Raw genomic sequence first — 23,021 nt, 5'->3', positions numbered from 1 at the left:
TCACCTCCACCATCTCAAGTTCCTGCACTTAAACCTTGGCGGGCGTGAAAGGTTCTGCCCTGCTGATCGGGAACAGGCAGAAAAAGCAACCTGTTGCAGGCAGAATTGTTGGTGCGGAACCGGACCAATGTGAGGGTCCTTCGATTGCCGGTTTCGCGGACGGCGTTTGCCCCGGGGGATAAGGAGACGGCTATTATTATGTTAAAATGGCTGTTGTGCTCAAGGCGGTCTCCTTCCTTGAGAACGGAACGAATAAACCTTCTCCACCGTGGTTTTCAGCTGCGCCAATTTACGTGAAGAGGTCAGGTGACCCCGATCTGGAACGGGACACATGGAGTCTTGTTTGCCTGGAAACAGACCAAAGGAGAATTCCATGCCCAATGCTAGTGACACGACACGCGACATATTTCTGATCGGCCTTCACAACGCTCATGCCCTTGAGAGCGAAGCGATTTCCCTGATGAGCCGGCAGATCGAGCGATTGGAAAACTATCCGGAAATGTCCCAGAGGCTCCAGCAACATTTGCAGGAGACAGAAATCCAACTTCAGCGCCTCGACGAGATCCTGAACAGCCTCGGCGACAGTGCCTCGACACTGAAGGACACGACCTCGAAGATCATGGCCAATGTGAGCGCGATCGGCCACAGCCTGGCTGGTGATGAGATCCTCAAGAACACCTTTGCCAACTACGCCTTCGAGAATTTTGAGGCAGCGAGCTACAAATCTTTGATCACCATGGCAGAAGCCGGTGGGTTCCAGAAGGCCATTCCTGCCCTCAAGGAAACGCTGGAGGAGGAACTTGCCATGGCCGCGTGGATCGATGCCCATATCGCCGACACCACCAACCGTTTCCTCACGCTCAAACAAGGAGGTGAGCAGGCCAAGCGGTGATCGTGCACTCTGCACTGCCGCACCATTTTCCGTCGACCTTCCTCGGCATCAACAGTCGAGGAAGGGACGCAGCCTGACTTCGGGCATCTTCAGCGAGGTCTTGCTTAAGGAACGGATCGTGGACGATATACACAAATGCGACCGCCGACTCGGGCCCTTCAAGAGCTTTTTCTGGGGCGGGTTCGAATGCTCCTCTCATCGGCGGTCAAACCGCCGGCGACTCGATCTCCTCGCGTCTACGGGACATGATCAGCACGTGTTGCAGGACTATCTTCAACTGCGCTCAATCGGCATCGTTACTGTGCGAGACGGGCTGCGGTGGCATCTGATCGAGAGGCGGCCTGGACGCTACGACTGGTCGAGTGCCTTGCCAATGCTCAGAGCTGCGTCAAGCAGCGGAATGCAAGTCATTTGGGATCTCTGCCACTATGGATGGCCCGACCACATCGACATCTGGTCGGAAGAATTCGTCGAACGCTTTGCTGCTTTTTGTGGCGCCAGTGCAAAGATCGTGGCCGACAGCGGCGAGGCATCGCCGTTTTATTGCCCGGTGAACGAGATTTCGTTCTGGTCGTGGGCTGGCGGCGACAAGGCGCAGATGAACCCGTCGACGCGGGGCCGCGGAGGGGAACTTAAGAGACAGTTGGTTCGCGCAACGATTGCAGCCATCAAGGCGATCAGAAACGTTGAACCGCGGGCCCGCTTCATAACGGCCGAACCTTTGATCCACGTGGCCCCCCGGAGCCTTCGGCCGAAGGATGTTACCGAGGCTAAGACCTATCGAGACTATCAGTTCGAAGCCACCGACCTCATCGCCGGCTTAAAAGAGACCGATCTGGGCGGATCGGGCGACTGTCTCGATATCATTGGCTTGAATTATTACCCGCACAATCAATGGACTCTGGACGGATCGACGATACCCCTGGGACACCACGCCTATATTCCACTCCATGAATTGTTATTGGAGGCACATGAGCGCTACGGTCGGCCTCTGGTGATCGCGGAAACCGGGGCAGAAGGTTCGGCGCGCGCTGCTTGGCTCCATTATGTCTGTGGGGAGGTGGAACTGGCCTTGGCAGGCGGCGCTGAGATTTGGGGGGTTTGCCTGTATCCGGTGCTGGATTACCCGGGTTGGGAGAATGACAGGATCTGTAAGGTCGGCCTGCTGTCGGCTCTTGATGTGAGCGGCGAAAGGCTGGTTTACGACGCTCTCGCCCGTGAGTTGCAGCGTCAAAGGCAGATCTTCGAGCCTGGGCGATTGTTGGGATCGAGGCACGGTTAGACCATGTCGTCGCAGGACGGATCCCTTGCGCGATCAGGGGGCGCAAAGCACACCAAGCCCGGGAAAGACATGGATCATCGTCTTGCCGGGGTACGAGCCTTCATCCTCAGCTATATCCGCGCCCACTCCTTCATGTTCGGCATTCTGTTCGCGGGTGTTCTTGCGGCAGCCTCATGTGCCGTCGCTGTGCAGTATGTCATGAAATTGATGGTCGATGCCATGGCGGGGACGTCAAACACCCCCAGTGTCTGGGCCGCCCTGTCGTTCTTCCTCGTGCTCATTGCCAGCGAAAGCATCCTCTGGCGGGTCGTCGGCTGGCTGGGATGTCGGACCACCGTCGCCGTAGGGGTCGACGTGAGGCTAGACCTATTCGATTACCTGAACGGCCAACCCATGCGATACTTTGCCGAGAACCTGGCAGGATCGTTGGGTCAGCGCATCACCATGACGGCCGGTAACATGGGTGCGCTGATCAACACAATCGTCTGGCGCATCCTTCCGCCATGCATCGACTTCTTCGGTGCTCTCATTCTTTTTTCAACGGTGAGTCTTGCCATGATGGTCGTACTCGCCGTCATGGTCGTCGCAATTACAACTGGCCTGATCTTATTCGGAGAGCGTGGCCGCCCGCTGCATCGGCGCTATGCAGAGCGGGCCAATCGTGTTGGCGGCGACCTCGTGGACGTAATCTCCAATATGTGGGCCGTTAAAGCATTCTCAGCGCGTCAACGAGAATGGGACAGACTGGCCCGAGAATTCGACCAGGAGGCAGACGCCCAGCGGTCGAGTTGGATGTATACCGAAAAAGCACGGCTGCTGCATGACGTCGCCCTTTGGATCATGGCTGGGACAATGCTTTCCTGGGCCGTCTGGTTATGGAGCACTCAGCAGATTACGCCTGGCGACGTGGTTCTCGTCAGCGCCTTGACCTTTCGCATCCTGCACGGATCGCGGGACATTGCCTTGTCTCTGGTCGATACCGTCCAGCACGCCGGCTTTATCGAAGAGACGCTCAAGGTGATCGGACAGGCTCAGACAGTGGTGGACGAACCCGATGCGCCGCCTCTAATCCCGAGAGGTGGCTCCATTGAGTTTCGAAATGTCTGCTTCGGATATGGCGAGGGGAGCGACGCCATACATGATCTAAATCTCTTCATTCCCAGCGGTCAAAAAGTAGGCATCGTCGGTCCTTCTGGTGCTGGCAAGTCAACTTGCATCCATCTCATCCAGCGTCTGTACGACGTGCACAAAGGAGAGATCCTCATCGACCGGCAGCCGGTCACAAAGGTGAACCAGGACAGTTTACGTGCATGCCTGGCAGTAGTGCCTCAGGAGATCACCCTCCTGCATCGAACAGTGCTGGAGAATATTCGCCTTGCCTGGCCTGATGCGAGCGACGAGAACGTCCTCAAGGCTGCCAAGGCGGCGCACTGCCATGGCTTCATCATGCGGCTTCCGATGGGTTACGATACGATCGTAGGGGAACGCGGCAGCAAGCTGTCGGGCGGACAGCGCCAGCGCATCGGAATTGCGCGCGCCTTCTTAAAGAAGTCGGAGATCATCATTTTCGATGAAGCCACCTCGGCACTGGATACGGAATCCGAGATGCAGATCCAGAACGCGTTGGTCCACGGTATGCGCAACCGTACAGTAGTCGCAGTCGCTCACCGTCTCTCCACATTGATTCATTTCGATCGGATCCTTGTCATAAAGGATGGAGTGATCGCGGAGGACGGGACAGCCGCCGAGCTTCGGGCAAGACGCGGAGTCTTTGATAAGATGTGGCGTCTCCAGGCAGAGGGATCAGATCACCCGACAAGTCGGATCGAGTAGGATGTCTGGCCGGTTGAACCATGTACGAAACCGTACGCGTCAAATGTGAAACGAACAGCAAACACCCCAGTTCTTAGATTTGCGTCCAAGATATCGACGTGCAGTCTGAGTTGGGGTTTATAATGTTGCAGATTTCTTCAGGCGAATACCGCAAAGATGGAAGTACATATAAAGAAGAGCAAACTATTATATGCTTCTCACATCTCAGGTGGGATTTCGTATATCAAAGACCTCAGCATTTGCTGAGCAGAGCCTCTCTCGGCAGGCGGATTTATTACATCGAAGAACCGATCTATGAGGACGGCGCCGCAGGCCGGCTCGAACTGAGACACCAACCAAATGGGATCATTATCGCGGTGCCGGTACTTCCGATCGGCATTGGGGAGAAAGAGGCCATTGAAGAGCAGCGCCGATTCCTCGACTGCCTGGTCTCAAACCGCCAGAACGGGTTCCTGATCTTCTGGTACTACACGCCAATGGCGCTCCGCTTCAGCGCTCACGTGACGCCGGATCTGTATGTCTATGATTGCATGGATGAGTTGTCTGCGTTCCGTGGTGCGCCGAAGATCATGCGTGATTTGGAGAGCGCGCTCCTGTCCTTAGCGCATGTGGTCTTCACAGGAGGCCATAGCCTCTATGAAGCGAAAAAAAAATCGCACCATAACATTCACGCTTTTCCCAGCAGCATAGACAAAGAACATTTTTCAAAAGCGCGGTCCGGCACGCTGCCTGATCCTGAGGATCAGAGAGCGTTACCGCGGCCGCGGATTGGGTTTTTCGGGGTCATTGACGAACGCATGGATGTCGATCTCGTCAGTGCGGTTGCAGATGCACGGCCGGACTGGCAAATCGTCATGATCGGCCCCGTTGTTAAGATCGATCCCGCGCTTTTGCCTCGAAGAGAAAATTTACACTGGCTGGGGGGGAAGAGCTACGCCGAACTTCCCGCATATATTTCGGGGTGGAATGCCGGATTCATGCCGTTTGCCCGCAACGAGGCAACCCGCTTCATCAGTCCGACCAAGACGCCTGAATTTCTATCCGCCGGGCTTCCCCTGGTTTCGACCGCGATCGCCGACGTAGTGGAGCCCTACGGCACCTCTGGCTTGGTGGAGATTGCAGAGGATGCGGCCGCCATGGTGACCAAGGTCGAGATGGTCATGCAGCGGCCCATGAAGCCGTGGCTGGACCGAGTGGATCGCCGGCTCAAGAGTATGTCCTGGGACGGCACCTGGGCCTCCATGGAGTCCTTGTTAAAGCGGGCGCTCTGCCGAACGGATCCTCATACCACTCAAAAGGTTCGCCAGGTAGAGGGGGAACAGGCACATGTATGACTGGTTGATCGTCGGTGCCGGTTTTGCCGGCAGCGTGATGGCGGAACGCCTTGCTAGCGTTCGCGGAGGACGCGTTCTGGTGATCGACCGCCGTGAGCACGTCGGCGGAAATGCGTTTGACTGCTACGATGCATCCGGCGTGCTCATGCACCGATATGGCCCGCACATCTTTCACACCAACTCAGAGATGATTTTCGAGTATCTGTCGCGCTTCACCGATTGGCGGCCTTATGAGCACCGAGTTCTCGCTCACGTGGACGGTCAACTGGTCCCCATTCCTATAAATCGCACGACAATCAACGTCCTCTATGGCTTGCAGCTCAAGACCGACGAAGAGGTCGAGACATTCCTGCGAGCGCGGGCGGAACCCATCAGCGAAATCAGAACATCAGAAGATGTGGTGCTCGCACGGGTGGGAAGAGATCTCTATGAAAAGTTCTTTCGTAGCTATACGCGAAAACAATGGGGCCTGGAGCCTGCGGAACTCGATAAATCGGTGACGTCGCGGGTGCCCACACGGGCCAATGAGGATGACCGATATTTCTCTGATACCTACCAGTACATGCCAGCTGAAGGGTATACAAGAATGTTTAAAAGAATGTTGGACCTTCCCAATATCGATATACAGACGGGTGTCGACTATGCTGAAATCAAAGGCCAAGTTGCACATAAGCGGGTGATTTTCACCGGACCAATCGATCAGTATTTTGACTATTGCTATGGTAAACTTCCGTATCGTTGTCTTGAGTTCAAGCACGTCACTTTGGATGTAGAGCATCACCAGCCGGTTGCAGTGATCAATTATCCCCAGGGTGAGCCCTACACGCGGGTTACTGAATACAAACACCTCACGGGGCAAACTCATCCGCGAACAACAATAACCTATGAGTATCCGTGCGCGGAGGGAGACCCTTACTATCCCATACCGCGACCAGAGAATTCCGCCCTCTATAAGAGGTATGAAGCTTTGGCCAAAGCCGAGAAGGGTGTTTGGTTTGTGGGCCGTCTGGCCACCTATCGCTATTATAATATGGATCAGGTCGTCGGCCAGGCGCTGGCAACCTTCAAACGGATTGATGCAAGCCTTGCTGGGTCAACCTCAGAAGATCGGCTCAAGGAGCTCGCTTGACCGGCACACCGGCTGAGCCCGGTGCATCTGAAACTTAGTCGAGCCAGTACTGAGCCTCAGGCATCAGCAGCACGGCACAGGCGGCGACGATGGTGGCAAGAACCGCAGAGGCGCTTCCGCGATCAATAAACGGCTGCCGGAGCATTCGAAGAGACGTCCGCGCTCCTCGGCGGCAAGAGAACAAGTGCCTCCCGTGCGAGGCCACACTGCTTTCGCTTTGCGTCAGACAGATGCTCCGGTGCGCATCGGTGTGACATTGTTTCTATGGTCGCGATGTTCTGAGCAGCAATAATTTGCCCAGGCGACCATCAGCCTTCGCCGTTTCTCGAACATCTCACCACGCCGATAGGCAGCTTCCACTGCATCACCGACCGCATGAGCCAGAGCCATCTCTGCAACGTCTCGAGGAAAATTGGTTTGATCGGCGACCCAGTCCCTGAATGAGCTCCGAAACCCATGCACGGTGATGTCCGGTCTTCCCAGCCTACGAAGCATCATGAGCAAAGCCATGTTCGACAGAGGCTTCAGGAAACGTTGGCCAGGAAAGACGAAGTCGTTCTGGCGAAGACTAGCCAGCCTGTGGAGGAGGGCGATTAATTCGGGGGAGAGAGGAACACGGTGTTGTTTGCCAGCCTTCATGCGTGAGGCCGGAACTGTCCAGATTCCTTGCTCGAGATCGAACTCCTCCCACCGTGCACCCAGCGCCTCTCCTGTGCGGCTCGCGGTAAGAATGGTGAAGCGCATCGCTTCGGCTGAGATGCTGGTGTCCTCCGCGAACGACATAAGGAAGTCGGCAACTTCAGTGTAGGGGAGGGCCTCATGATGCTTGACCGCACGGACCTTGCCCTTCGCCGGGAGGAGGTTCTCAAGATGGGCGCGCCAGCGGGCGGGATTCTCGCCGCTGCGATACCCCATGGTCGCGGCCCATCCCAGAATGCTCTCGATCCGGCCCCGCAAGCGGCTCGCGGTCTCAGGCTTGGAGAGCCAGATCGGCTTCAGCACCTGAAGAACGAGGCCCGTGTCCACATCTGCAACGGGAAAGCTCCCGAAGACAGGGGACGCATAGGTCTGCAATGTGTTCTCCCACTGCTGAACGTGCTTTGGATTCCGCCACGCCACCTTGTGGTCAGCAATGTATTGAGACGCGCAGTCGTCAAAGGTCTTGGCGCGAGAGGCGCTCAGAAGCTCTTGAGCGCGATCAGATTTTCGAGCCTGAATGGGATCGATGCCGAGACGCAGGAGGGCTCTTGCCTTCTCAGCCTCTCTGCGTACATCGGCGAGTGAGATCAGCGATGCGGAGCCCAGTCCCATGTCCCGGCTGCGTTTGTGAAGTTTGAAGCGGAAGATCCAACTTTTTGCACCGGTGCCAGTGATTTGCAGATAGAGACCGGCCCCATCCGGGTGCATGCCCTTTGCCGAGGTTGAAGCGACTTTGAGCGCGCTCAGCCGATTGATGGTCCGCGGCATGCCAAATCCTACCCATGCTCCTACCCATATCATCGAGCTGGATGGTAGCAGACGTTGGCGGACAACAGCAAACGTCAAAAGGGCTTAAACCTGGAAATCTCAAGGTCGAAATGGACGACAGTGGACATGGGTAGACGAAGATCTGGCGGAGGGGGTGGGATTCGAACCCACGGTGCGCTTGCACGCACGGCGGTTTTCAAGACCGCTGCCTTAAACCACTCGGCCACCCCTCCAGAGCCCGCGCTAATAGCATTTGATCCAGCCTTTGCAAAGCAACGACCGAAACCTCTTGCCTAAACCTCACAAGCAGCGGCGCAACGCGGCCTTAACGGGATTCATCCAGGCGGGGAGGGCGTAGAGGTCTATGACTGTTTCTCTGTCGGTGAGCATCATGAGCCGAACCTTGTAGAGTTGCCCCCAGACTCGGTCGAGTTCCGGACGGACCACATAGATCTGGCCCTTTTCGATTGTGCTCACGCGATGGACGATAGGCCGGTCAATCGGCGAACTTTGCCTGAACGCATCGTCCAGCGCCCCCGCAACGCAAGCCGTGCTGCGATCGAGGCCGCGCTTCGCCACCCAGCTGTAATGGGGCGCCTCGTCGCGCAAAGTGAGATTGGTGCACCCCGCCACCAGGAACAGCAGGAACAGAACGCCGTATTTCATCCCCGAAACCTCACATCGACGTCAGTTCGACGACGATCTTCCCCATCATCGCATCCCCGATTCACTCATATCGGAAGCTATAGCGCTTCTTCGCAGAGTACAATCGGCCTTCTTCAGTTGGCCAGGACTCCTGGTGGAGCCGGCCGTTCGATTTGCTCCGCCATGCGCAGAAGGGCTCCCGCCAACGTCTTTGCCTGGGCTGAAGTCAGAATCAGCTGCAGGGCATCCCGAGGCCCTGCAGGATCCGGGGTCGTGCTGTGTTCAATACGAAGGGCGCCAGCACTCTCTGCGACCACCGCCGTCTCGTACCCCGCCAACGGACGAAGCATGATAAGCCCGCCTTCATCACGATCCCAAACGGCCATCTCACCCTCCATACGATTGCTTTGGAGGGACCATAGTGCAGGTTTTGGATCTTTGTCAGGCTAAGCGAGTTTCCGCCGAGACCAGACATGTAAGGGTGCTCAGTTTGTAGCCAGTTGCTTTCACTAAGGGCATTCTCCGTCACTGCTCCCGCGGAAAATCGAGGTGTGGGGGCTGGCATAGACATTGCTGACTAAACGTTGCACGTTTGCATCGCGCGCCGGATGAGATGGGGAGGGTCATGGCTACGTTCGACGAGATGCACGGCATGTCCGATGGAGACCCATTGGCTGTTCGCGCTGCTTACGAAAAGGTCAAGACTTGGCTTGATGAGGCACCGCGCGACCTCCTCGCGACACGCCGAAGTCAAGCCGAACTCTTTTTCAGAAGGATCGGGATCACCTTCGCCGTCTATGGCGAAGCCGAGGCAGCTGAAAGACTGATCCCTTTCGACATCATTCCTCGCGTGCTTACGAAGGAGGAGTGGGCGGTTCTTGAAAAGGGATTGAAGCAGCGGGTAACGGCGCTGAACGCGTTCCTGACCGACGTCTACGGTAAGCGTGAGATTCTCAAAGCCGGAATTATTCCTGCCGACCTGGTGTTGGGAAACCAGCATTTCTGCCTGGAGATGGTGGGACGACCGGTGCCGCACGGCATCTATGTTCACTTGGCGGGAATTGATCTCGTCCGGGTCGACGACAGTACCTTCTATGTGCTTGAGGACAATGTCAGAACGCCATCCGGCGTCAGCTACATGCTGCAGAACCGAGAGGTGATGATCCGCCTCTTTCCGGAGTTGTTCGAAGAGATCAAGGTTGCGCCCGTGGAGACCTACACGGACGGTCTGCTTGCCACTTTGCATTCTGTGGCACCTCTGAGGACCCGCGATCCCAATGTGGTGCTTCTGACTCCCGGATCGTACAACTCAGCCTTCTATGAGCACTCTTTTCTGGCGGATAAGCTCGGCGTGGAACTGGTGGAAGGACCCGATCTTTTCGTGCAGGACGAGGTCGTCTACATGCGCACGACCGATGGCCCCAAGCGGGTCGACGTGATTTACCGGCGCATCGACGACGATTTTCTGGATCCGCTGGTTTTTCGCGGCGATTCAGTGCTTGGAGTTCCCGGCCTGATGAGTGCCTATGAGGCGGGGAACGTTACACTCGCCAATGCAGTAGGGACCGGCGTGGCCGATGATAAGGCGGTCTATAGTTACATGCCCGAGATCGTGAAGTTCTTCACCGGAGAGGAGCCGATCCTGAAGAACGTGCCCACTCTCCGCTGCCGCGAGAAGGAGTCGCTGAGCCATGTTCTGGACAAGCTCCCAGAACTTGTGGTGAAGGAAGTCAATGGATCCGGCGGTTATGGTATGCTGGTTGGGCCTGGTGCGAGCCGCGCCGAGATCGAGCAGTTTCGGCGAAAGCTCAAAGCGACGCCCCACCACTTCATCGCTCAACCCACTTTGGCGCTGTCGACCTGTCCGACATTTGTAACGTCGGGCATTGCGCCTCGACATGTGGATTTGCGGCCCTTTGTCTTGACCGGGGCGGATGGCATCAGGGTCGTGCCAGGAGGACTGACGCGCGTGGCATTGAAGGAGGGGTCTTTGGTCGTGAATTCGAGCCAGGGCGGCGGCACAAAGGACACGTGGGTGCTCGATGCCTGAACTGCAGATCTGCTGACCATGCTGTCACGAACCGCTAGCAACCTCTATTGGACTGCACGCTATATCGAGCGCGCCGACTATTTGGCCCGTATCTTGGACGCGACCATGCGGCTGGCATCTCTTCCCAAGAGCTATGGCGGGGATAGCCGAGAATGGGATAGCGCCGTCGCCTCGGCAGGGGCCGTGGGCATCTTCAATTCGATCTACACGACGGCCAATGAGCGGACGGTCCGTGAGTTCCTGGCATTCAGCCCGCAGAACCCATCATCGATCCGCCAATGTCTTTCCATCGCCAGGACCAATGCGCGTGCTGTGCGGACGGCTTTGACGGTCGAGATGTGGGAGACGATTAACGACGCTTGGCACGAGATGAAGCGATTGGAGAACCCCTCCATGGGCCGGGAGGAGTTCACTCGGTTCCTTGAATTTGTGAAGGGCGTCTCGCTGAGCTTTGATGGCTCGGCTCATCGAACCATGCTGCGCAACGATGGCTACTGGTTCATGAGGCTGGGCTCTGCCGTCGAACGCGCGGACAACACGGCTCGGATTTTGGACGTGAAGTATCACGTTCTGCTTCCGGAAAGTGAACAAGTCGGCGGCAGTCTGGACTATTTTCATTGGACGACGATATTGCGCGAAGTCTCGGCCCTGACGGCCTACCGCTGGGTCTACCGGGAAAGCGTAAAACCATGGCTGGTCGCCGACCTGCTGATCCTCAACCGGCAGATGCCGCGGTCCCTGATGGCCTGCTATGATGTGATTGTCCGATATGCCGATATGATTTCTGAAAGTTATGGTCGGCGCGGTTTGACTCAGCGCTTGGCGAGCGGCACGTTGGCGCGTCTTTCGAGCACGCGCATCGAGGATGTCTTTCAGCAGGGACTGCATGAATTCATCCTTGGCTTTATCGCCGAAAACGACAAATTGGGCTCGGCCATCGCCGAACAATATCTGTCCTGACGAACCCGACATAACAACACGGAAGCCGCCATGCGAATCCACATCGCTTTTAGCACCGTGTATGCCTATGACCGCCCGTCAAAGGCAATCGTCCAGCGCTTGCGACTGACGCCACGAGCTCATGAGGGTCAGCATGTCAGCGCCTGGAGAATCGAGACGGACACAGACAGCAGATTGAAATCCGGAGAGGACGCTTTCGGCAACATCATCCATATGCTTTCCGTTGCCGGTCCCATCGAAAGCCTCGCAGTCAATGTCATTGGCGACGTGGAGACGACGAACACCAACGGGATCGTTCGGGGAACTGTGGAGCGTCTGCCGGAGGAAGTCTATCTGCGAGAGACGCCACTTACCGCTTGCGACGATGCCTTAGGAATTTTTGCGCGACGCGCGGCACGCGGGTCTGAACGCGACGAGCTATCGGTGCTGCATCGGCTGTTGGCGGCCATTCACGATGAGCTCACCTTTGATACTCAGCCCACCACCTCGCTGACGACGGCGGCAGAGGCATTCGCCATGCGAAGCGGTGTGTGCCAGGATCTCACCCATATTTTTCTCGCTTGCGCTCGCCATCTAAGAATTCCGGCTCGTTACGTTTCCGGGCATTTTCTCCGCGCCGACGGGCTGACGGAGCAGGAGGCGTCGCATGCTTGGGCTGAAGCGAAGATCCCAGGGTTGGGCTGGGTGGGCTTCGATCCTGCCAACGGCATTTGCCCAACTGATGCCCATGTGCGTGTGGCAACGGCGCTTGATTATCTCGGCGCAGCGCCCGTGCGGGGCAGTCGCCTCGGCGGAGGCGAAGAGAAGTTGACGGTGGGTGTCCACGTCTCCGATGGATCAAGGCAGGCACAATCTTGAAATGAGTCCGACACTTTCACTGGCCCGCGTGCCATAACCCCGGTGGCAGGTGTGAAGACGTCTCGCCGCGCGTGAATGGCCAAATCGGAAGTGGATCACATGACGTATTGCACTGGAATTCTGGTACGGGAAGGGTTGGTGATGATTGCCGACACCCGCACCAATGCGGGCATCGACAACGTCTCCACCTTCCGCAAGCTGCATGTGTGGGACCGACCAGGAGAGCGGGTCGTCTCCGTGGCCTCTGCTGGTAACTTGTCGCTGTCGCAATCGGTCATGGGGCTGCTGGCTGAAGGGATGAAGGATCCACACAGCGGGCGCATTGAAACCCTCGAAACCGTGCCCAGCATGTTCAGGGCAGCGCAGCTTGTGGGGCTGGGACTTCGGCAAATCCGCCACGAATTGGGCGAGGCATTGGAAGAGGCCGGCGTATCCTTCGAAGTATCTTTCCTGCTCGGCGGTCAGATCAAGGGCAAACCGCCAAAGCTCTACATGATCTACTCGGCCGGTAACTTCATCGAGTGTGGAATGGACGCGCCCTTTCTGCAGATCGGCGAACACAAATACGGCAAACCAATCCTGGACCGGGCGGTGACCTATGACATCGATATCTACGACGCTCTGAAAATCGGCCTGATTTCTGTGGATTCGACGATGCGATCGAATTTGGGAGTCGGACTGCCGATCGATATCATCGTCATCAGGCGTGACGCGCTCGCCACCCAAGTTTCGGCCCGGATCGAAGTCGGAGATCCTTATTTCCAGGATCTACGGAACAGTTGGTCGGAAGCACTAAGAGCTGCACATATGAACATCCCCCGGCCCCCCTACACGAGCGATAGCGCCGCGACTAAGGAAGATTGATCTCCTTCGTCTCGCCTTCTGCGGGATCTCGAATTACGCCGGCCAACGCCAATTACGGATCTCGGGCATGTCGATGCCATGCTCGCAGATAAAGCGCTTATGCTCACTGAGCGTGTCCTGGAGATACTGCTTCAGATAAGCCGCCTTGACACCGAGCTGGGGAACCCGCTCGATTACGTCAGACACGAGATGATAGCGGTCTAGCTTGTTCCGAACGACCATATCGAAAGGAGTGGTTGTCGAACCCTCTTCCACATACCCGCGCACATGCATGTTGTCGTGATTCGTGCGCTTGTACGACAGTCGGTGGATCAGCCAGGGATAGCCGTGATAGGCGAAGATCACCGGCTTGTCCTTGGTGAACAGCGCGTCGAAATCTCCATCCGTCAAGCCATGAGGATGTTGCGATCGAGGCTGCAGGGTCATGAGATCGACGACGTTGATGACTCGCACCTTTAGCTCGGGAAGCCGGTGGCGCATCAAGTCAACTGCTGCCAGAGTCTCAAGCGTTGGTACGTCTCCGGCACAGGCCATGACGACATCGGGCTCCATACCTTGGTCATTGCTAGCCCATTCCCAGATACCAATACCGCGCTCGCAATGGTTGATCGCGCTGTCCATGTCCAGCCACTGAGGAGCGGGCTGCTTTCCGGCTACGATGACATTGACGCGATCCCAACTGCGCAGGCAGTGGTCGGTCACATGGAGGAGTGTGTTCGCATCCGGCGGCAGATAGACCCGCACGATATCGGCCTTTTTGTTCACAACGTGGTCGATGAAGCCAGGATCCTGATGGCTGAAGCCATTATGGTCCTGCCGCCAAACATGCGATGTCAGCAGATAGTTTAGCGATGAGATCGGACGGCGCCAGGGCACGTCTCGAGCGGTCTTGAGCCATTTCGCATGCTGATTGAACATGGAATCCACGATGTGGATGAATGCCTCGTAGCAGGAGAGAAGGCCGTGCCGGCCCGTCAGAAGGTAGCCTTCCAGCCAGCCCTGACAAAGATGCTCGCTCAGGATCTCCATCACCCGGCCATCCGGTGCCAGATGATCGTCTTCGACAATTGTTTCCGCGTCCCATGCCCGATCGGTGACCTCGAAGAGCGCCTGAAGGCGATTTGAGGCGGTCTCGTCGGGACCGAACACTCGAAAATTTCTCGTCGCTTCATTGGCGGTCATGACATCGCGTAGGAAGGCACCCATCACCCGTGTGGCCTCTGCATCGGTGGCTCCCGGCCGGGGAACAGCGACGGCATAGCGGGTAAAGTCCGGCAACCTCAGAGGTTTTCTCAGAATGCCCCCATTGGCATGAGGGTTCGCGCTCATCCGCTTTGCGCCGATCGGTGCCAGACTGGCGATCTCCTCGCGCAGGCGCCCGTTGTCGTCAAAAAGCTCCTCGGGTCTGTAGCTGTGCATCCACTCTTCAAGCAGAGTGAGATGCTCGGCCTTCTTCATGTCCGAGAAGGGAACCTGATGGGAACGCCAGAAGCCTTCGCTCTTCAGCCCGTCCACTTTTTTAGGACCCGTCCAACCCTTTGGGCTACGGAGGATGATCATTGGCCAGCCTGGCCGCTCAACCACGCCTTCCTGACGAGCTGCTTGCTGGATCGAACGGATGTCCGCCATGGCCTGATCCATGGCAACGGCCATCTTCTGGTGCATCTCCACCGGGTCCTCTCCCTCGACAAGGAGCGGAGAATAGCCGTAGCCGCGAAAGAGTGAATCCAACTCTTCTGACGAGATCCGGGCCAGCACCGTTGGATTGGCGATCTTGTAGCCGTTCAGATGGAGGATCGGGAGGACAGCCCCATCGGCAGCTGGATTAAGAAATTTGTTCGCATGCCAAGACGTAGCCAAGGGACCAGTTTCGGCTTCGCCATCACCCACCACACAGGCGGCGATGAGCTCAGGATTGTCCAAGACCGCGCCAAAGGCGTGAGCCAGAGAATAGCCGAGTTCACCGCCTTCATGGATTGACCCCGGTGTCTCCGGTGCGGCATGGCTGGGAATGCCCCCGGGGAACGAAAATTGGCGAAACAGTCGCCGGAGCCCTTCCTCGTCTTCCGAAACGTCCGGATAGACTTCGCTGTAGGTGCCTTCCAGGTAGGTGCTCGCCACAACTCCCGGCGCACCATGACCAGGACCCGCGATGAAGAGAACGTTCAAATCCTGTTCTTTGATCACCCGATTGAGATGCACATAGATAAAATTCAAACCGGGTGTGGTGCCCCAATGGCCCAGCAACCGGGGTTTGACATGATCGAGCGTCAAGGGCTCGCGTAAGAGGGGATTGTCCAGCAAATAGATCTGACCGACCGACAAGTAATTGGCGGCGCGCCACCAGCCGTTCATACGATGGAGGAGATCCGAAGACAGCCGCGGCCTCCTCGAGGCGGTGTCGGGATGTGTCGGGTCGACCATAAAAATGCTCCGCTAAAATTGTTTGGGCGATGATGCCTAGCTGTAAAGCAAATGTCTTTGATCGAGATCATCAACCCAGCACGTCCAAGGCCTCCTCGGCAATCACCTGCTCTTCGTCAGTGGCCAGCACTGCCAAGGCAACGCGGCTGGCTGGGGCATCGATCCGAAACATCCCTTCTTCGTTGGCTCGAGCGTCAAGACGCGTTCCAAGCCACGTCAGCTGGGCGCAAACCGCAGCCCTGATTTGCGGTTGATGCTCTCCGATTCCTCCGGTGAACACGATGCCGTCCAAGCCGCCCATTGTCGTGGCAATGCCCGCCGCTTCTCGTGCAGTAGCCAATGTGAAGAGTTCAAGTGCCTGACGTGCTTCTGGCAGGGAGCTAGAGAGAAGATCGCGCGTATCGGCACTGACGCCGGAGATGCCGAGAAGCCCAGAGCGATGATAGAGCAGGTCTTCCAGGGCTTCCGCTGACCAGCCCCGCTGCTGAAGCAGGTAAAGCAGAACACCGGCGTCAAGCGAACCCGGCCGCGTCGCCATGGGAATGCCATCAAGGGTGGAAAAACTCATGCTGGTGTCACGGCTGACTCCATTGACAAGCCCGCAAAGGCTTGCACCGCTGCCGAGGTGAGCGACCACAACTCGCCCAGCCGCAAATGCGGGGTCACGCTTCCGCAGGGCAGCAGCGATAAACTTGTAGGAAAGACCATGAAAGCCGTAGCGCTTTATGCCTTGGTCTTCAAATTCGCGGGGCAGGGCAAAGCGGCGCCGCCTCTCATCCTGGGTACGATGAAAAACCGTGTCGAAAGAAGCCGATTGTGGAAGTTCTGGTCTCAAGCTGCGCATCGCCTCGATAAGGTGCAGGCCTTGAGGCTGATGCAACGGAGCTAGGGGAATGAGTGAACGGATCATCTCGAGGCTTTTTTCGTTGACCGCCGTGGCATCTGTGAAGAGATTGCCTCCGTGGACGATGCGGTGGCCCACCCCGAGCAGATCGCCCAGCCCGCATTCCTCGCACAGCACTCCGACCAGTTCCTCAACAAGAGGCAACAGATCGGAAACATCTTTGCCCAGTGTCAGATCTCTGGTCGTGCTCTCCGTGGTAAGCTTCAGGACTGTGGGTTTGTGGCGAAGATCTATGGAGGCGGTGGCAACCCGTTGTAGTGCCGCCTCCACGCGAAAAATGCCGACCTTGATGCTGGAAGACCCTGCATTGAACGCAAACAGACCAGAAGATGTCATGGAAGAAAATCCATGCCGATCAAGGTAACGGACCGCCGTGTCATTTCCAAGTCGCGGTTGGGCGCGATCCGCTAATCCGCATTCAGGAAGCTACGCCCTTTCTTAAGAGAGTCCCTTTCGCGGCGAAAAGCGATCCGGCAAGGCGGATCAACTTTTCGCTCGCGAGACTGTTCCGTCAGCCGGTCTCGCTGATCCTCGATGACGCGAGGTTAGCCTCGCCGCTTAGCAATAGCTCCCCAGATGAGGAGGAGGATGATCGCCCCCACCACGGCTCCGATGAGTCCGGCGCCCTCTCCTGGCGAGTACCATCCCAGCGCTTGTCCGAGAAATGTCGCAACGATAGCACCGACGATTCCTAGAATCGTGGTCAGAATGAAGCCGGACGGTTCATTCGGACCTGGCATGATGAACTTGGCGATGACACCGGCGACGAACCCAATAATGATGGTCCAGATGAAACCCATAGGCTGTCCTTTCTTCAGGCGATCAAGCAAAGATTTACGCAAAGCGCGGTAAGTTGTCGAACTGGACCCACGTGACCGCAGCAAAGATTTTACGGAACGCAAATCAGGCAAGCGCGATTTTTTCTGCGTTAGACAAGGAGAACTAAACATGAGTCGCGGATTACCGTCTATGACGGCCCTTCTCGGGCTGTTGGCAGTCGCTGGCTATCAGAACAGGGACAAGATTGCCGAAATGCTCGGTGGACTGGGAAAGGCTGGAGCTCAGGGGCAGGGAGCGGGTCAGGCAGAAGGTGGATCTGGCCTTGGAGGAATCCTTGGCGGACTGGGAGGGATGCTCGGCGGCTCCAGCGCCGGTAGCGTGCTCAGCGGTGGCCTTGGCGACCTGATCGACCAGTTCAAGAAAAACGGTCAGGGCGATGTTGCTGACAGCTGGGTGGGAACAGGGCCGAACAAGGAACTACCGCCCTCAGAGCTCGAGAAAGCAATCGGTCCTGAGGTTCTGGATACCCTGTCCGCCCAGACGGGTCTCTCCCGAGAGGAACTGCTGGCCAGACTCTCGCGCGATCTGCCCGATGCGGTTGACAAGTACACACCGGACGGTCGCCTGCCGGGGTGACGTAGATCGGGTTCTGCATTAACTAATCAAGATTAGCCCGGCTCGCCGTCACGGCGGGCTGGGCTTTTCTCGTGTACTGAGGCCGGATCAACATGGCAGATCACCTGGAGATGGGACTCGACACTTTCGGAGACGTGACATCAGGACCAGACGGAGGAGCGCTGCCTCACGCTCAGGTTATCCGGGATGTGATTGCCGAAGGTGCGTTCGCTGATGAACTGGCCCTCGATTTCTTTGGAGTCGGCGAGCACCATCGGGCAGACTTTGCCATCTCCTCGCCGGAGACCGTGCTCGCCGCTTTGGCAAGCAAGACCACGAAGATACATTTGGGCTCAGCTGTTACCGTTCTCAGTTCCGACGATCCTGTTCGGCTCTTTCAGCGGTTTTCGACCTTGGACGCAATTTCAAACGGTCGCGCCGAGGTCATGCTGGGGCGTGGATCCTTCACCGAATCCTTCCCCCTGTTTGGCTTTGAACTGGATCAGTACGAGAAACTTTTCGAGGAGAGGCTCGAACTGTTCTCACTCCTGATCACGCGAACCTCTGTCACCTGGAGCGGAGCGACGCGAGCAGCCCTTCAGGACCAGCAGGTGTTTCCACCCGTGGAAACGGGACGACTCAAGACCTGGATCGGCGTCGGGGGAAGCCCCAAGTCCGTCGTTCGGGCTGCGAGCTACGATCTACCCCTTATGCTTGCAATTATAGGTGGCGATCCCGGTCGCTTCCGGGGCTACGTCGACCTCTATCATCGTGCCTTCGCGGAGTTGGGCAAAACCCCGAAGCCGATCGGCGTCCATTCTCCAGGTTACGTGGCGACAACAGACGAGCAGGCGCGGGACGAATTCTGGCCAAGTTACAAGATTATGCGGGACAGAATCGGCGCCGAGCGGGGATGGCCGCCCATGGCGCGGGAGGAATTTGATCGCGAAGCTGATCGAGGATCCTTGTATGTAGGCTCACCCGAGACGGTTGCCCGGAAGATCGCCAAGACCGTGGAAGCACTGGGTCTGTCTCGCTTCGACCTGAAATATAGCGCAGGTCCCCTGTCCCATAACAAGCTCATGCACTGCATTGAGCTATATGCCCGCCGCGTCGTCCCCCTGGTGCGCGACATGCTGGCCTGAACTTCATCATTTGTCTCATTCCAAATTGAAGAAGGGCACGCGATACACTGCGCGCTGGGCCAGCGGTTCCAGCGGGGATGAGGGATGCGTGATCAGCGCTATGACATATTATTCGAGCCTATCCGAATAGGTCCGGTGACGGCTCGAAACAGGTTCTATCAGACCCCGCATTGCAACGGGATGGGCAATCTTCGTCCCATGGCGCATGCCGCCATGCGCGGCGTAAAGGCGGAGGGGGGATGGGCGGTGGTGAATACGGAACACTGCTCCGTGCACCCATCCGGTGACCTCATGCCCGAAGTCTTGCATATGCTGTGGGATGACGGAGACATTCCGCCGCTGGCACTGATGGTTGAAGCAGTTCACGAGCACGGTTCGCTCGCCGGCGTGCAATTAGCCTATCCCGCCAATTACAACGCCAATCGGATGACCCGCGAGGTGCCGCTCGGTCCTATGGATCGGCCCGTCAGCGGCTACCACCCCGTCCAGGTGCGAGCGATGGACAAAACCGACATCAGGGCGCTGCTGGGTTGGTGGAAGGCAGCAGCAAAGAGGGCGCGCACGGCCGGCTTCGATATCATCAACGTCGATGGGAACTTCTCAACAATCGCGTTTCAGTTTTTGTCGCCACGCAATCAGCGGTCGGATGAGTATGGTGGGCCTCTGAAGAACCGCATTCGACTGCTCAGGGAGTTGATCGAGGTGACGCGGGAGGGGGGAGGCGACGGCATGGCGGTGAGCGTCAGGCTCATCGTCGACGAGCTGTTCGGCACAGAGGGGTTGCGAGTCGCTGACGAGGGAATTGAGGCGATCGGATTGCTTGCGGAAGTGCCCGATCTCTGGGACCTCGTCGTAGGCACCTGGGCCGACGATTCGCCCACCTCACGTTTCGCACCTGAAAATGATCATGAGCCCTTTATGACAGGGCTCAAATCCGTGACGTCAAAACCGGTGGTCGGTGTCGGTCGCTTCACGTCTCCCGACACGATGGCAAGTCTTCTTCGTCGTGGCGTGCTCGACATGATCGGCGCGGCCCGTCCTTCCATCGCCGACCCCTTCCTGCCCAGAAAGATCGAGGAGGGCCGCATCGATGATATCCGCGAATGCATTGGCTGCAACATCTGCGTGTCCAGCCACTTTGCCATGACGCATCTTCGCTGCACTCAAAATCCCACCATGGGCGAGGAGTGGCGCAGGGGATGGCATCCTGAGAGAATTGCCGCCAAGAAGAGCGACCAGTCGATCTTAGTTGTCGGGGGAGGGCCAGCAGGTCTCGAATGCGCCCGAGCCTTGGGCCAACGCGGTTATGCGGTGACTCTTGCCGAAAAGAAGAACCATCTCGGTGGACGCGTGACTTTGGAGGGAGAACTACCCGGGCTTCGCGAATGGCTCCGCGTTCGTGATTGGAGGGTATCTCAGATCACTCGAATGCTGAATGTCGAGGTTTTTCTCGGCAGCGACCTGACACCCGCCGACATTATGGAATTTGGCGCCGGGCATGTCGTTCTGGCGACAGGGGCCACATGGCGCAACGATGGTATTGGTCGCTTTGCCCATCGCCCATTGCCTCTATCGCCAGAGATGCCGCTGTTTACCCCGGATGATGTCATGACCGGGAACAATCCTGTCGGCAACATCATCATCTATGATGATGATCATTACTACATGGCCGCCGTGATTGCCGAAAAGCTGGCACTTGCAGGTAATGAGGTGACGATCGTGACCCCGGCTGCCGACATCTCGTCTTTCACCGTCAACACTCTTGAGCATACTCGAACAGCCCAGCGGCTCCATCAGCTCGGCGTGACCATGGTGACGCATTGGATGCTTGTGGGAAGCAGCCCCGGTGAGGTTCGCTTTGCCGACGCACGGACCGGCGCGGGATATATGCACAAAGCGGATTGTCTCGTGCTGGTCACCGCGCGCCTGCCAAATAATGCTCTACTCGATGCCTTAGGAGGAGGTGGCGATACCAGAAGTGAACATACAAAGGTGACCAGGATCGGTGACTGCGAGGCTCCTGCAGCGATCGTTTCGGCTGTCTATTCCGGTCATCGCTTTGCCCAGGAATTCGAGGATGATGAACGCATGTTCCGACGTGAGCGGATTGATCTGTCTTCCCCTCTCCTCAGAACGAATTGAGTTTAGGCAGGCCTTACATCGCTGCGCCGGCCCCATCAGGATGTCGAAAGCGTTGGGTGTTAATGGAATTATCGAGGTCCACGGCTGAGACGCCAATCGCTTTGCCTGTGAAATAGATGCGCTCGACGATGCTGCCGCGAGAGGGGTCCGATCGAACAGCCTGCCGGCGCTGATCGACGTCTCCAAGCGGTAGTGATGCAGATCCGAAGGGCTCCCATACGGTGGCTCCCTTTGCCTTGTAAGCGCGAAGCGTCAGGACGCCTTCAGCCTCTTGAGCGCTTATAATGTACCGGTTGCCGTTGAACTGAAATAAAGGGTTCTGTTCATCGGACGAGGCCATGTCACCAGGACCGACGAGCATTGCCACGCCGGACATCACCATAAATCCCCTCACGATTTTCCTCATATTCCGCTTCCTCACCCCCGTGTTGCGGCGAGCCCCCGATGAAATTGTGATGAGCTTGCCGTCAGAATGTCGTTTCCTGGCAGGAATTCAACCGGATCCGGGTAGATTGACAGCTCCGATGAGAGATCATGACCGCACCTGAATCTGGGAAATTTCTTCAACCGAGTTGACTTTAATCTAGCTGGGCCCTATATCTGACCTGTCGGTCTTGTTGCTGAAATTGTTTGACTAAGCGCGGCGTAAGTCGCGATTGATAATACTTCCGGTCCAAAATCGATCTACTTGCAGGTGAACTATATTCACCTGATCTAAAACTTGTGAGCGATTGAAAGGAAGTTATCATGGCAACAGGTACCGTGAAATGGTTTAATCCGACCAAAGGTTATGGATTTATTCAGCCGGATGCCGGCGGACAGGACGTTTTCGTCCATGTATCCGCTCTTGAGCGCGCCGGTTTGTCTGGTCTGCTTGAAGGCCAGAAGGTGGATTACGAGGTCGAGCAAGATCGCCGGACCGGAAAGACGTCGGCCGTTTTGAACGCCTCGTCCTAAGACTTAAATCTCTGGGCAACCACGGATGTACTGGGCCCAGACGATTTTATCGATGTTCCGTGTTATCGATTTTCAGATCGACTGATCGTTGAACATCGGACTAGCAATGTTAGGCGGGGCATCCGGTGTCCCGCCTTTTTCATCTGTGATTTCTGTAAAGCTATTCTGGAGGATCGTCGTGGCGGAAAGCACTCTAGCGAAGAGAGCCGCTAAGGCTGGGCAGACGAATGAAGCGGCCTGGTCGATCATCGAGGCCGACCGTAAGTCGGCTGAGGCCAAGACCCAGAGACTGCGCGTGTTGCGTCTGGCTCGGGAAGAAGCCGAGGCCGCAGCTAAGCCACCGACAGAGAAGAAAACTAAGACGCGCAAGACCGCGAAGCAGTAAGCGCCGGTTCCCTATTCGTTCCGCTTTACACGGACGAAACACCGCGCCTCCACTCACATGCTCAAGTTGGCATTGTGCCGTCAGGCAAGCCCGGCCTGCAATTCATAAACGGCTGCTTCAAGATCGGCCCGAGTGCCGCCGACCAGAATAACGAGCCGCTGTGCCTCCTCGGGTTGGATGTTATATTTGTCGGCCAGAAACTTCGCCTCGATACCGATCTCAAGCTGTGAACTCGGAAGCAGCTTCGTCAAAGCTCGTTTGCGCGTCATAACTTCCACCTCTTGAGAATTCTCACCGATGAACCCTCAGTGAGGTTGAAAGTTCCTGATGCTGCAGCAGTCAGGAAGAGGTCAAC

At 57.1% G+C, this 23,021-nt stretch carries 22 protein-coding genes and 1 tRNA gene; 14 read left to right on the top strand and 9 right to left on the bottom strand.

Annotated features, from left to right (window positions below; genetic code table 11):
• Window positions 1–373 precede the first annotated feature (373 nt).
• The 5 genes from FKM97_RS17450 to glf all read left to right on the top strand — a co-directional run bounded on the left by FKM97_RS17450 (window position 374) and on the right by glf (window position 6,470).
• Window positions 374–892 carry a ferritin-like domain-containing protein gene (locus FKM97_RS17450; RefSeq protein WP_144293702.1) on the top strand — a complete coding sequence of 173 codons (519 nt, stop codon included), beginning with the start codon at window positions 374–376 and terminating at the stop codon, window positions 890–892.
• A 118-nt stretch (window positions 893–1,010) separates the two neighbouring features.
• Window positions 1,011–2,174, top strand: a complete 1,164-nt coding sequence (locus tag FKM97_RS17445) for a beta-glucosidase (protein ID WP_246105127.1) — start codon at window positions 1,011–1,013, stop codon at window positions 2,172–2,174.
• A gap of 69 nt (window positions 2,175–2,243) precedes the next feature.
• Complete coding sequence (locus FKM97_RS17440) at window positions 2,244–4,007, top strand: ABC transporter ATP-binding protein (protein WP_144293701.1); 1,764 nt, start codon at window positions 2,244–2,246, stop codon at window positions 4,005–4,007.
• Window positions 4,008–4,129: 122 nt separating this feature from the next.
• Window positions 4,130–5,341 carry a glycosyltransferase family 1 protein gene (locus FKM97_RS17435; protein WP_144293700.1) on the top strand — a complete coding sequence of 404 codons (1,212 nt, stop codon included), beginning with the start codon at window positions 4,130–4,132 and terminating at the stop codon, window positions 5,339–5,341.
• Window positions 5,334–6,470 carry a UDP-galactopyranose mutase gene (gene glf / locus FKM97_RS17430; protein ID WP_144293699.1) on the top strand — a complete coding sequence of 379 codons (1,137 nt, stop codon included), beginning with the start codon at window positions 5,334–5,336 and terminating at the stop codon, window positions 6,468–6,470. The genes FKM97_RS17435 and glf overlap by 8 nt, the downstream gene beginning before the upstream one ends.
• A gap of 222 nt (window positions 6,471–6,692) precedes the next feature.
• On the opposite strand, the gene FKM97_RS17425 is transcribed toward glf, so the two are convergent.
• From FKM97_RS17425 to FKM97_RS17410, 4 genes are all read right to left on the bottom strand, one after another.
• Window positions 6,693–7,937 carry a tyrosine-type recombinase/integrase gene (locus tag FKM97_RS17425; RefSeq protein ID WP_144293698.1) on the bottom strand — a complete coding sequence of 415 codons (1,245 nt, stop codon included), beginning with the start codon at window positions 7,935–7,937 and terminating at the stop codon, window positions 6,693–6,695.
• Between the two features lie 143 nt (window positions 7,938–8,080).
• A tRNA-Ser gene (locus FKM97_RS17420) sits at window positions 8,081–8,170 on the bottom strand.
• A gap of 67 nt (window positions 8,171–8,237) precedes the next feature.
• Complete coding sequence (locus FKM97_RS17415; RefSeq protein WP_144293697.1) at window positions 8,238–8,603, bottom strand: hypothetical protein; 366 nt, start codon at window positions 8,601–8,603, stop codon at window positions 8,238–8,240.
• 113 nt (window positions 8,604–8,716) lie between these two features.
• The gene (locus FKM97_RS17410; RefSeq protein ID WP_144293696.1) at window positions 8,717–8,968 is read right to left on the bottom strand and encodes a chemotaxis protein; all 252 of its coding nucleotides are present in this window, start codon (window positions 8,966–8,968) and stop codon (window positions 8,717–8,719) included.
• A gap of 239 nt (window positions 8,969–9,207) precedes the next feature.
• Between FKM97_RS17410 and FKM97_RS17405 the strand changes: the two genes are divergently transcribed.
• From FKM97_RS17405 to FKM97_RS17390, 4 genes are all read left to right on the top strand, one after another.
• A complete protein-coding gene (locus FKM97_RS17405; protein ID WP_144293695.1) occupies window positions 9,208–10,632 on the top strand; it encodes a circularly permuted type 2 ATP-grasp protein in 1,425 nt (474 codons plus the stop codon).
• Window positions 10,633–10,650: 18 nt separating this feature from the next.
• Window positions 10,651–11,592 (top strand): alpha-E domain-containing protein, encoded by a 942-nt coding sequence (locus FKM97_RS17400; RefSeq protein ID WP_144293694.1) that lies wholly within the window; start codon window positions 10,651–10,653, stop codon window positions 11,590–11,592.
• A gap of 30 nt (window positions 11,593–11,622) precedes the next feature.
• Window positions 11,623–12,450, top strand: a complete 828-nt coding sequence (locus FKM97_RS17395) for a transglutaminase family protein (protein WP_144293693.1) — start codon at window positions 11,623–11,625, stop codon at window positions 12,448–12,450.
• Window positions 12,451–12,549: 99 nt separating this feature from the next.
• Window positions 12,550–13,314 carry a proteasome-type protease gene (locus FKM97_RS17390; protein WP_144293734.1) on the top strand — a complete coding sequence of 255 codons (765 nt, stop codon included), beginning with the start codon at window positions 12,550–12,552 and terminating at the stop codon, window positions 13,312–13,314.
• Between the two features lie 33 nt (window positions 13,315–13,347).
• Here the strand turns inward: FKM97_RS17390 and FKM97_RS17385 are convergent, their stop codons facing one another.
• The 3 genes from FKM97_RS17385 to FKM97_RS17375 all read right to left on the bottom strand — a co-directional run bounded on the left by FKM97_RS17385 (window position 13,348) and on the right by FKM97_RS17375 (window position 17,442).
• A complete protein-coding gene (locus FKM97_RS17385) occupies window positions 13,348–15,738 on the bottom strand; it encodes a phosphoketolase family protein (protein WP_144293692.1) in 2,391 nt (796 codons plus the stop codon).
• A 70-nt stretch (window positions 15,739–15,808) separates the two neighbouring features.
• Entirely contained in the window at window positions 15,809–16,978 is a 1,170-nt protein-coding gene (locus FKM97_RS17380) for an acetate/propionate family kinase (RefSeq protein ID WP_144293691.1), read from the bottom strand.
• 209 nt (window positions 16,979–17,187) lie between these two features.
• Window positions 17,188–17,442, bottom strand: coding sequence for a GlsB/YeaQ/YmgE family stress response membrane protein (locus FKM97_RS17375; protein WP_144293690.1), 255 nt, complete (start codon window positions 17,440–17,442; stop codon window positions 17,188–17,190).
• A 148-nt stretch (window positions 17,443–17,590) separates the two neighbouring features.
• Between FKM97_RS17375 and FKM97_RS17370 the strand changes: the two genes are divergently transcribed.
• The 3 genes from FKM97_RS17370 to FKM97_RS17360 all read left to right on the top strand — a co-directional run bounded on the left by FKM97_RS17370 (window position 17,591) and on the right by FKM97_RS17360 (window position 21,324).
• Window positions 17,591–18,058, top strand: coding sequence for a YidB family protein (locus tag FKM97_RS17370; RefSeq protein ID WP_144293689.1), 468 nt, complete (start codon window positions 17,591–17,593; stop codon window positions 18,056–18,058).
• 92 nt (window positions 18,059–18,150) lie between these two features.
• Entirely contained in the window at window positions 18,151–19,182 is a 1,032-nt protein-coding gene (locus tag FKM97_RS17365; RefSeq protein ID WP_144293688.1) for an LLM class flavin-dependent oxidoreductase, read from the top strand.
• An 84-nt stretch (window positions 19,183–19,266) separates the two neighbouring features.
• Complete coding sequence (locus FKM97_RS17360) at window positions 19,267–21,324, top strand: oxidoreductase (RefSeq protein ID WP_144293687.1); 2,058 nt, start codon at window positions 19,267–19,269, stop codon at window positions 21,322–21,324.
• 13 nt (window positions 21,325–21,337) lie between these two features.
• Here FKM97_RS17360 and FKM97_RS17355 read toward each other — a convergent pair whose 3' ends face one another.
• Window positions 21,338–21,730, bottom strand: a complete 393-nt coding sequence (locus FKM97_RS17355) for a hypothetical protein (RefSeq protein WP_144293686.1) — start codon at window positions 21,728–21,730, stop codon at window positions 21,338–21,340.
• A 341-nt stretch (window positions 21,731–22,071) separates the two neighbouring features.
• On the opposite strand from FKM97_RS17355, the gene FKM97_RS17350 reads away from it, so the two are divergent.
• Window positions 22,072–22,281: a cold-shock protein gene (locus FKM97_RS17350; RefSeq protein ID WP_144293685.1), complete on the top strand. Its 210-nt coding sequence runs from the start codon at window positions 22,072–22,074 to the stop codon at window positions 22,279–22,281.
• A gap of 178 nt (window positions 22,282–22,459) precedes the next feature.
• On the top strand, window positions 22,460–22,666 hold the full coding sequence (locus FKM97_RS17345) for a hypothetical protein (protein ID WP_144293684.1): 207 nt from the start codon (window positions 22,460–22,462) through the stop codon (window positions 22,664–22,666).
• An 80-nt stretch (window positions 22,667–22,746) separates the two neighbouring features.
• On the opposite strand, the gene FKM97_RS17340 is transcribed toward FKM97_RS17345, so the two are convergent.
• Entirely contained in the window at window positions 22,747–22,935 is a 189-nt protein-coding gene (locus FKM97_RS17340; RefSeq protein ID WP_144293683.1) for a hypothetical protein, read from the bottom strand.
• Window positions 22,936–23,021: the final 86 nt, after the last annotated feature.

The sequence above is a fragment of the Rhodoligotrophos appendicifer genome, assembly GCF_007474605.1.
Taxonomy (GTDB): Bacteria; Pseudomonadota; Alphaproteobacteria; order Rhizobiales; family Im1; genus Rhodoligotrophos; species Rhodoligotrophos appendicifer.
Note: the sequence above shows the minus strand (reverse complement) of the source record. Positions and strands in the feature narration are given on the sequence as shown.

Bases quoted from the DNA above. Each gene is read 5' to 3' on its own strand.
- FKM97_RS17450 (WP_144293702.1), top strand. From the start codon at position 374: ATGCCCAATGCTAGTGACACGACACGCGACATATTTCTGATCGGCCTT.
- FKM97_RS17440 (WP_144293701.1), top strand. From the start codon at position 2,244: ATGGATCATCGTCTTGCCGGGGTACGAGCCTTCATCCTCAGCTATATC.
- FKM97_RS17435 (WP_144293700.1), top strand. From the start codon at position 4,130: ATGTTGCAGATTTCTTCAGGCGAATACCGCAAAGATGGAAGTACATAT.
- glf (WP_144293699.1), top strand. From the start codon at position 5,334: ATGTATGACTGGTTGATCGTCGGTGCCGGTTTTGCCGGCAGCGTGATG.
- FKM97_RS17425 (WP_144293698.1), bottom strand. From the start codon at position 7,937: ATGCCGCGGACCATCAATCGGCTGAGCGCGCTCAAAGTCGCTTCAACC.
- FKM97_RS17415 (WP_144293697.1), bottom strand. From the start codon at position 8,603: ATGAAATACGGCGTTCTGTTCCTGCTGTTCCTGGTGGCGGGGTGCACC.
- FKM97_RS17410 (WP_144293696.1), bottom strand. From the start codon at position 8,968: ATGGCCGTTTGGGATCGTGATGAAGGCGGGCTTATCATGCTTCGTCCG.
- FKM97_RS17405 (WP_144293695.1), top strand. From the start codon at position 9,208: ATGGCTACGTTCGACGAGATGCACGGCATGTCCGATGGAGACCCATTG.
- FKM97_RS17400 (WP_144293694.1), top strand. From the start codon at position 10,651: ATGCTGTCACGAACCGCTAGCAACCTCTATTGGACTGCACGCTATATC.
- FKM97_RS17395 (WP_144293693.1), top strand. From the start codon at position 11,623: ATGCGAATCCACATCGCTTTTAGCACCGTGTATGCCTATGACCGCCCG.
- FKM97_RS17390 (WP_144293734.1), top strand. From the start codon at position 12,550: ATGACGTATTGCACTGGAATTCTGGTACGGGAAGGGTTGGTGATGATT.
- FKM97_RS17385 (WP_144293692.1), bottom strand. From the start codon at position 15,738: ATGGTCGACCCGACACATCCCGACACCGCCTCGAGGAGGCCGCGGCTG.
- FKM97_RS17380 (WP_144293691.1), bottom strand. From the start codon at position 16,978: ATGACATCTTCTGGTCTGTTTGCGTTCAATGCAGGGTCTTCCAGCATC.
- FKM97_RS17375 (WP_144293690.1), bottom strand. From the start codon at position 17,442: ATGGGTTTCATCTGGACCATCATTATTGGGTTCGTCGCCGGTGTCATC.
- FKM97_RS17370 (WP_144293689.1), top strand. From the start codon at position 17,591: ATGAGTCGCGGATTACCGTCTATGACGGCCCTTCTCGGGCTGTTGGCA.
- FKM97_RS17365 (WP_144293688.1), top strand. From the start codon at position 18,151: ATGGCAGATCACCTGGAGATGGGACTCGACACTTTCGGAGACGTGACA.
- FKM97_RS17360 (WP_144293687.1), top strand. From the start codon at position 19,267: ATGCGTGATCAGCGCTATGACATATTATTCGAGCCTATCCGAATAGGT.
- FKM97_RS17355 (WP_144293686.1), bottom strand. From the start codon at position 21,730: ATGAGGAAAATCGTGAGGGGATTTATGGTGATGTCCGGCGTGGCAATG.
- FKM97_RS17350 (WP_144293685.1), top strand. From the start codon at position 22,072: ATGGCAACAGGTACCGTGAAATGGTTTAATCCGACCAAAGGTTATGGA.
- FKM97_RS17340 (WP_144293683.1), bottom strand. From the start codon at position 22,935: ATGACGCGCAAACGAGCTTTGACGAAGCTGCTTCCGAGTTCACAGCTT.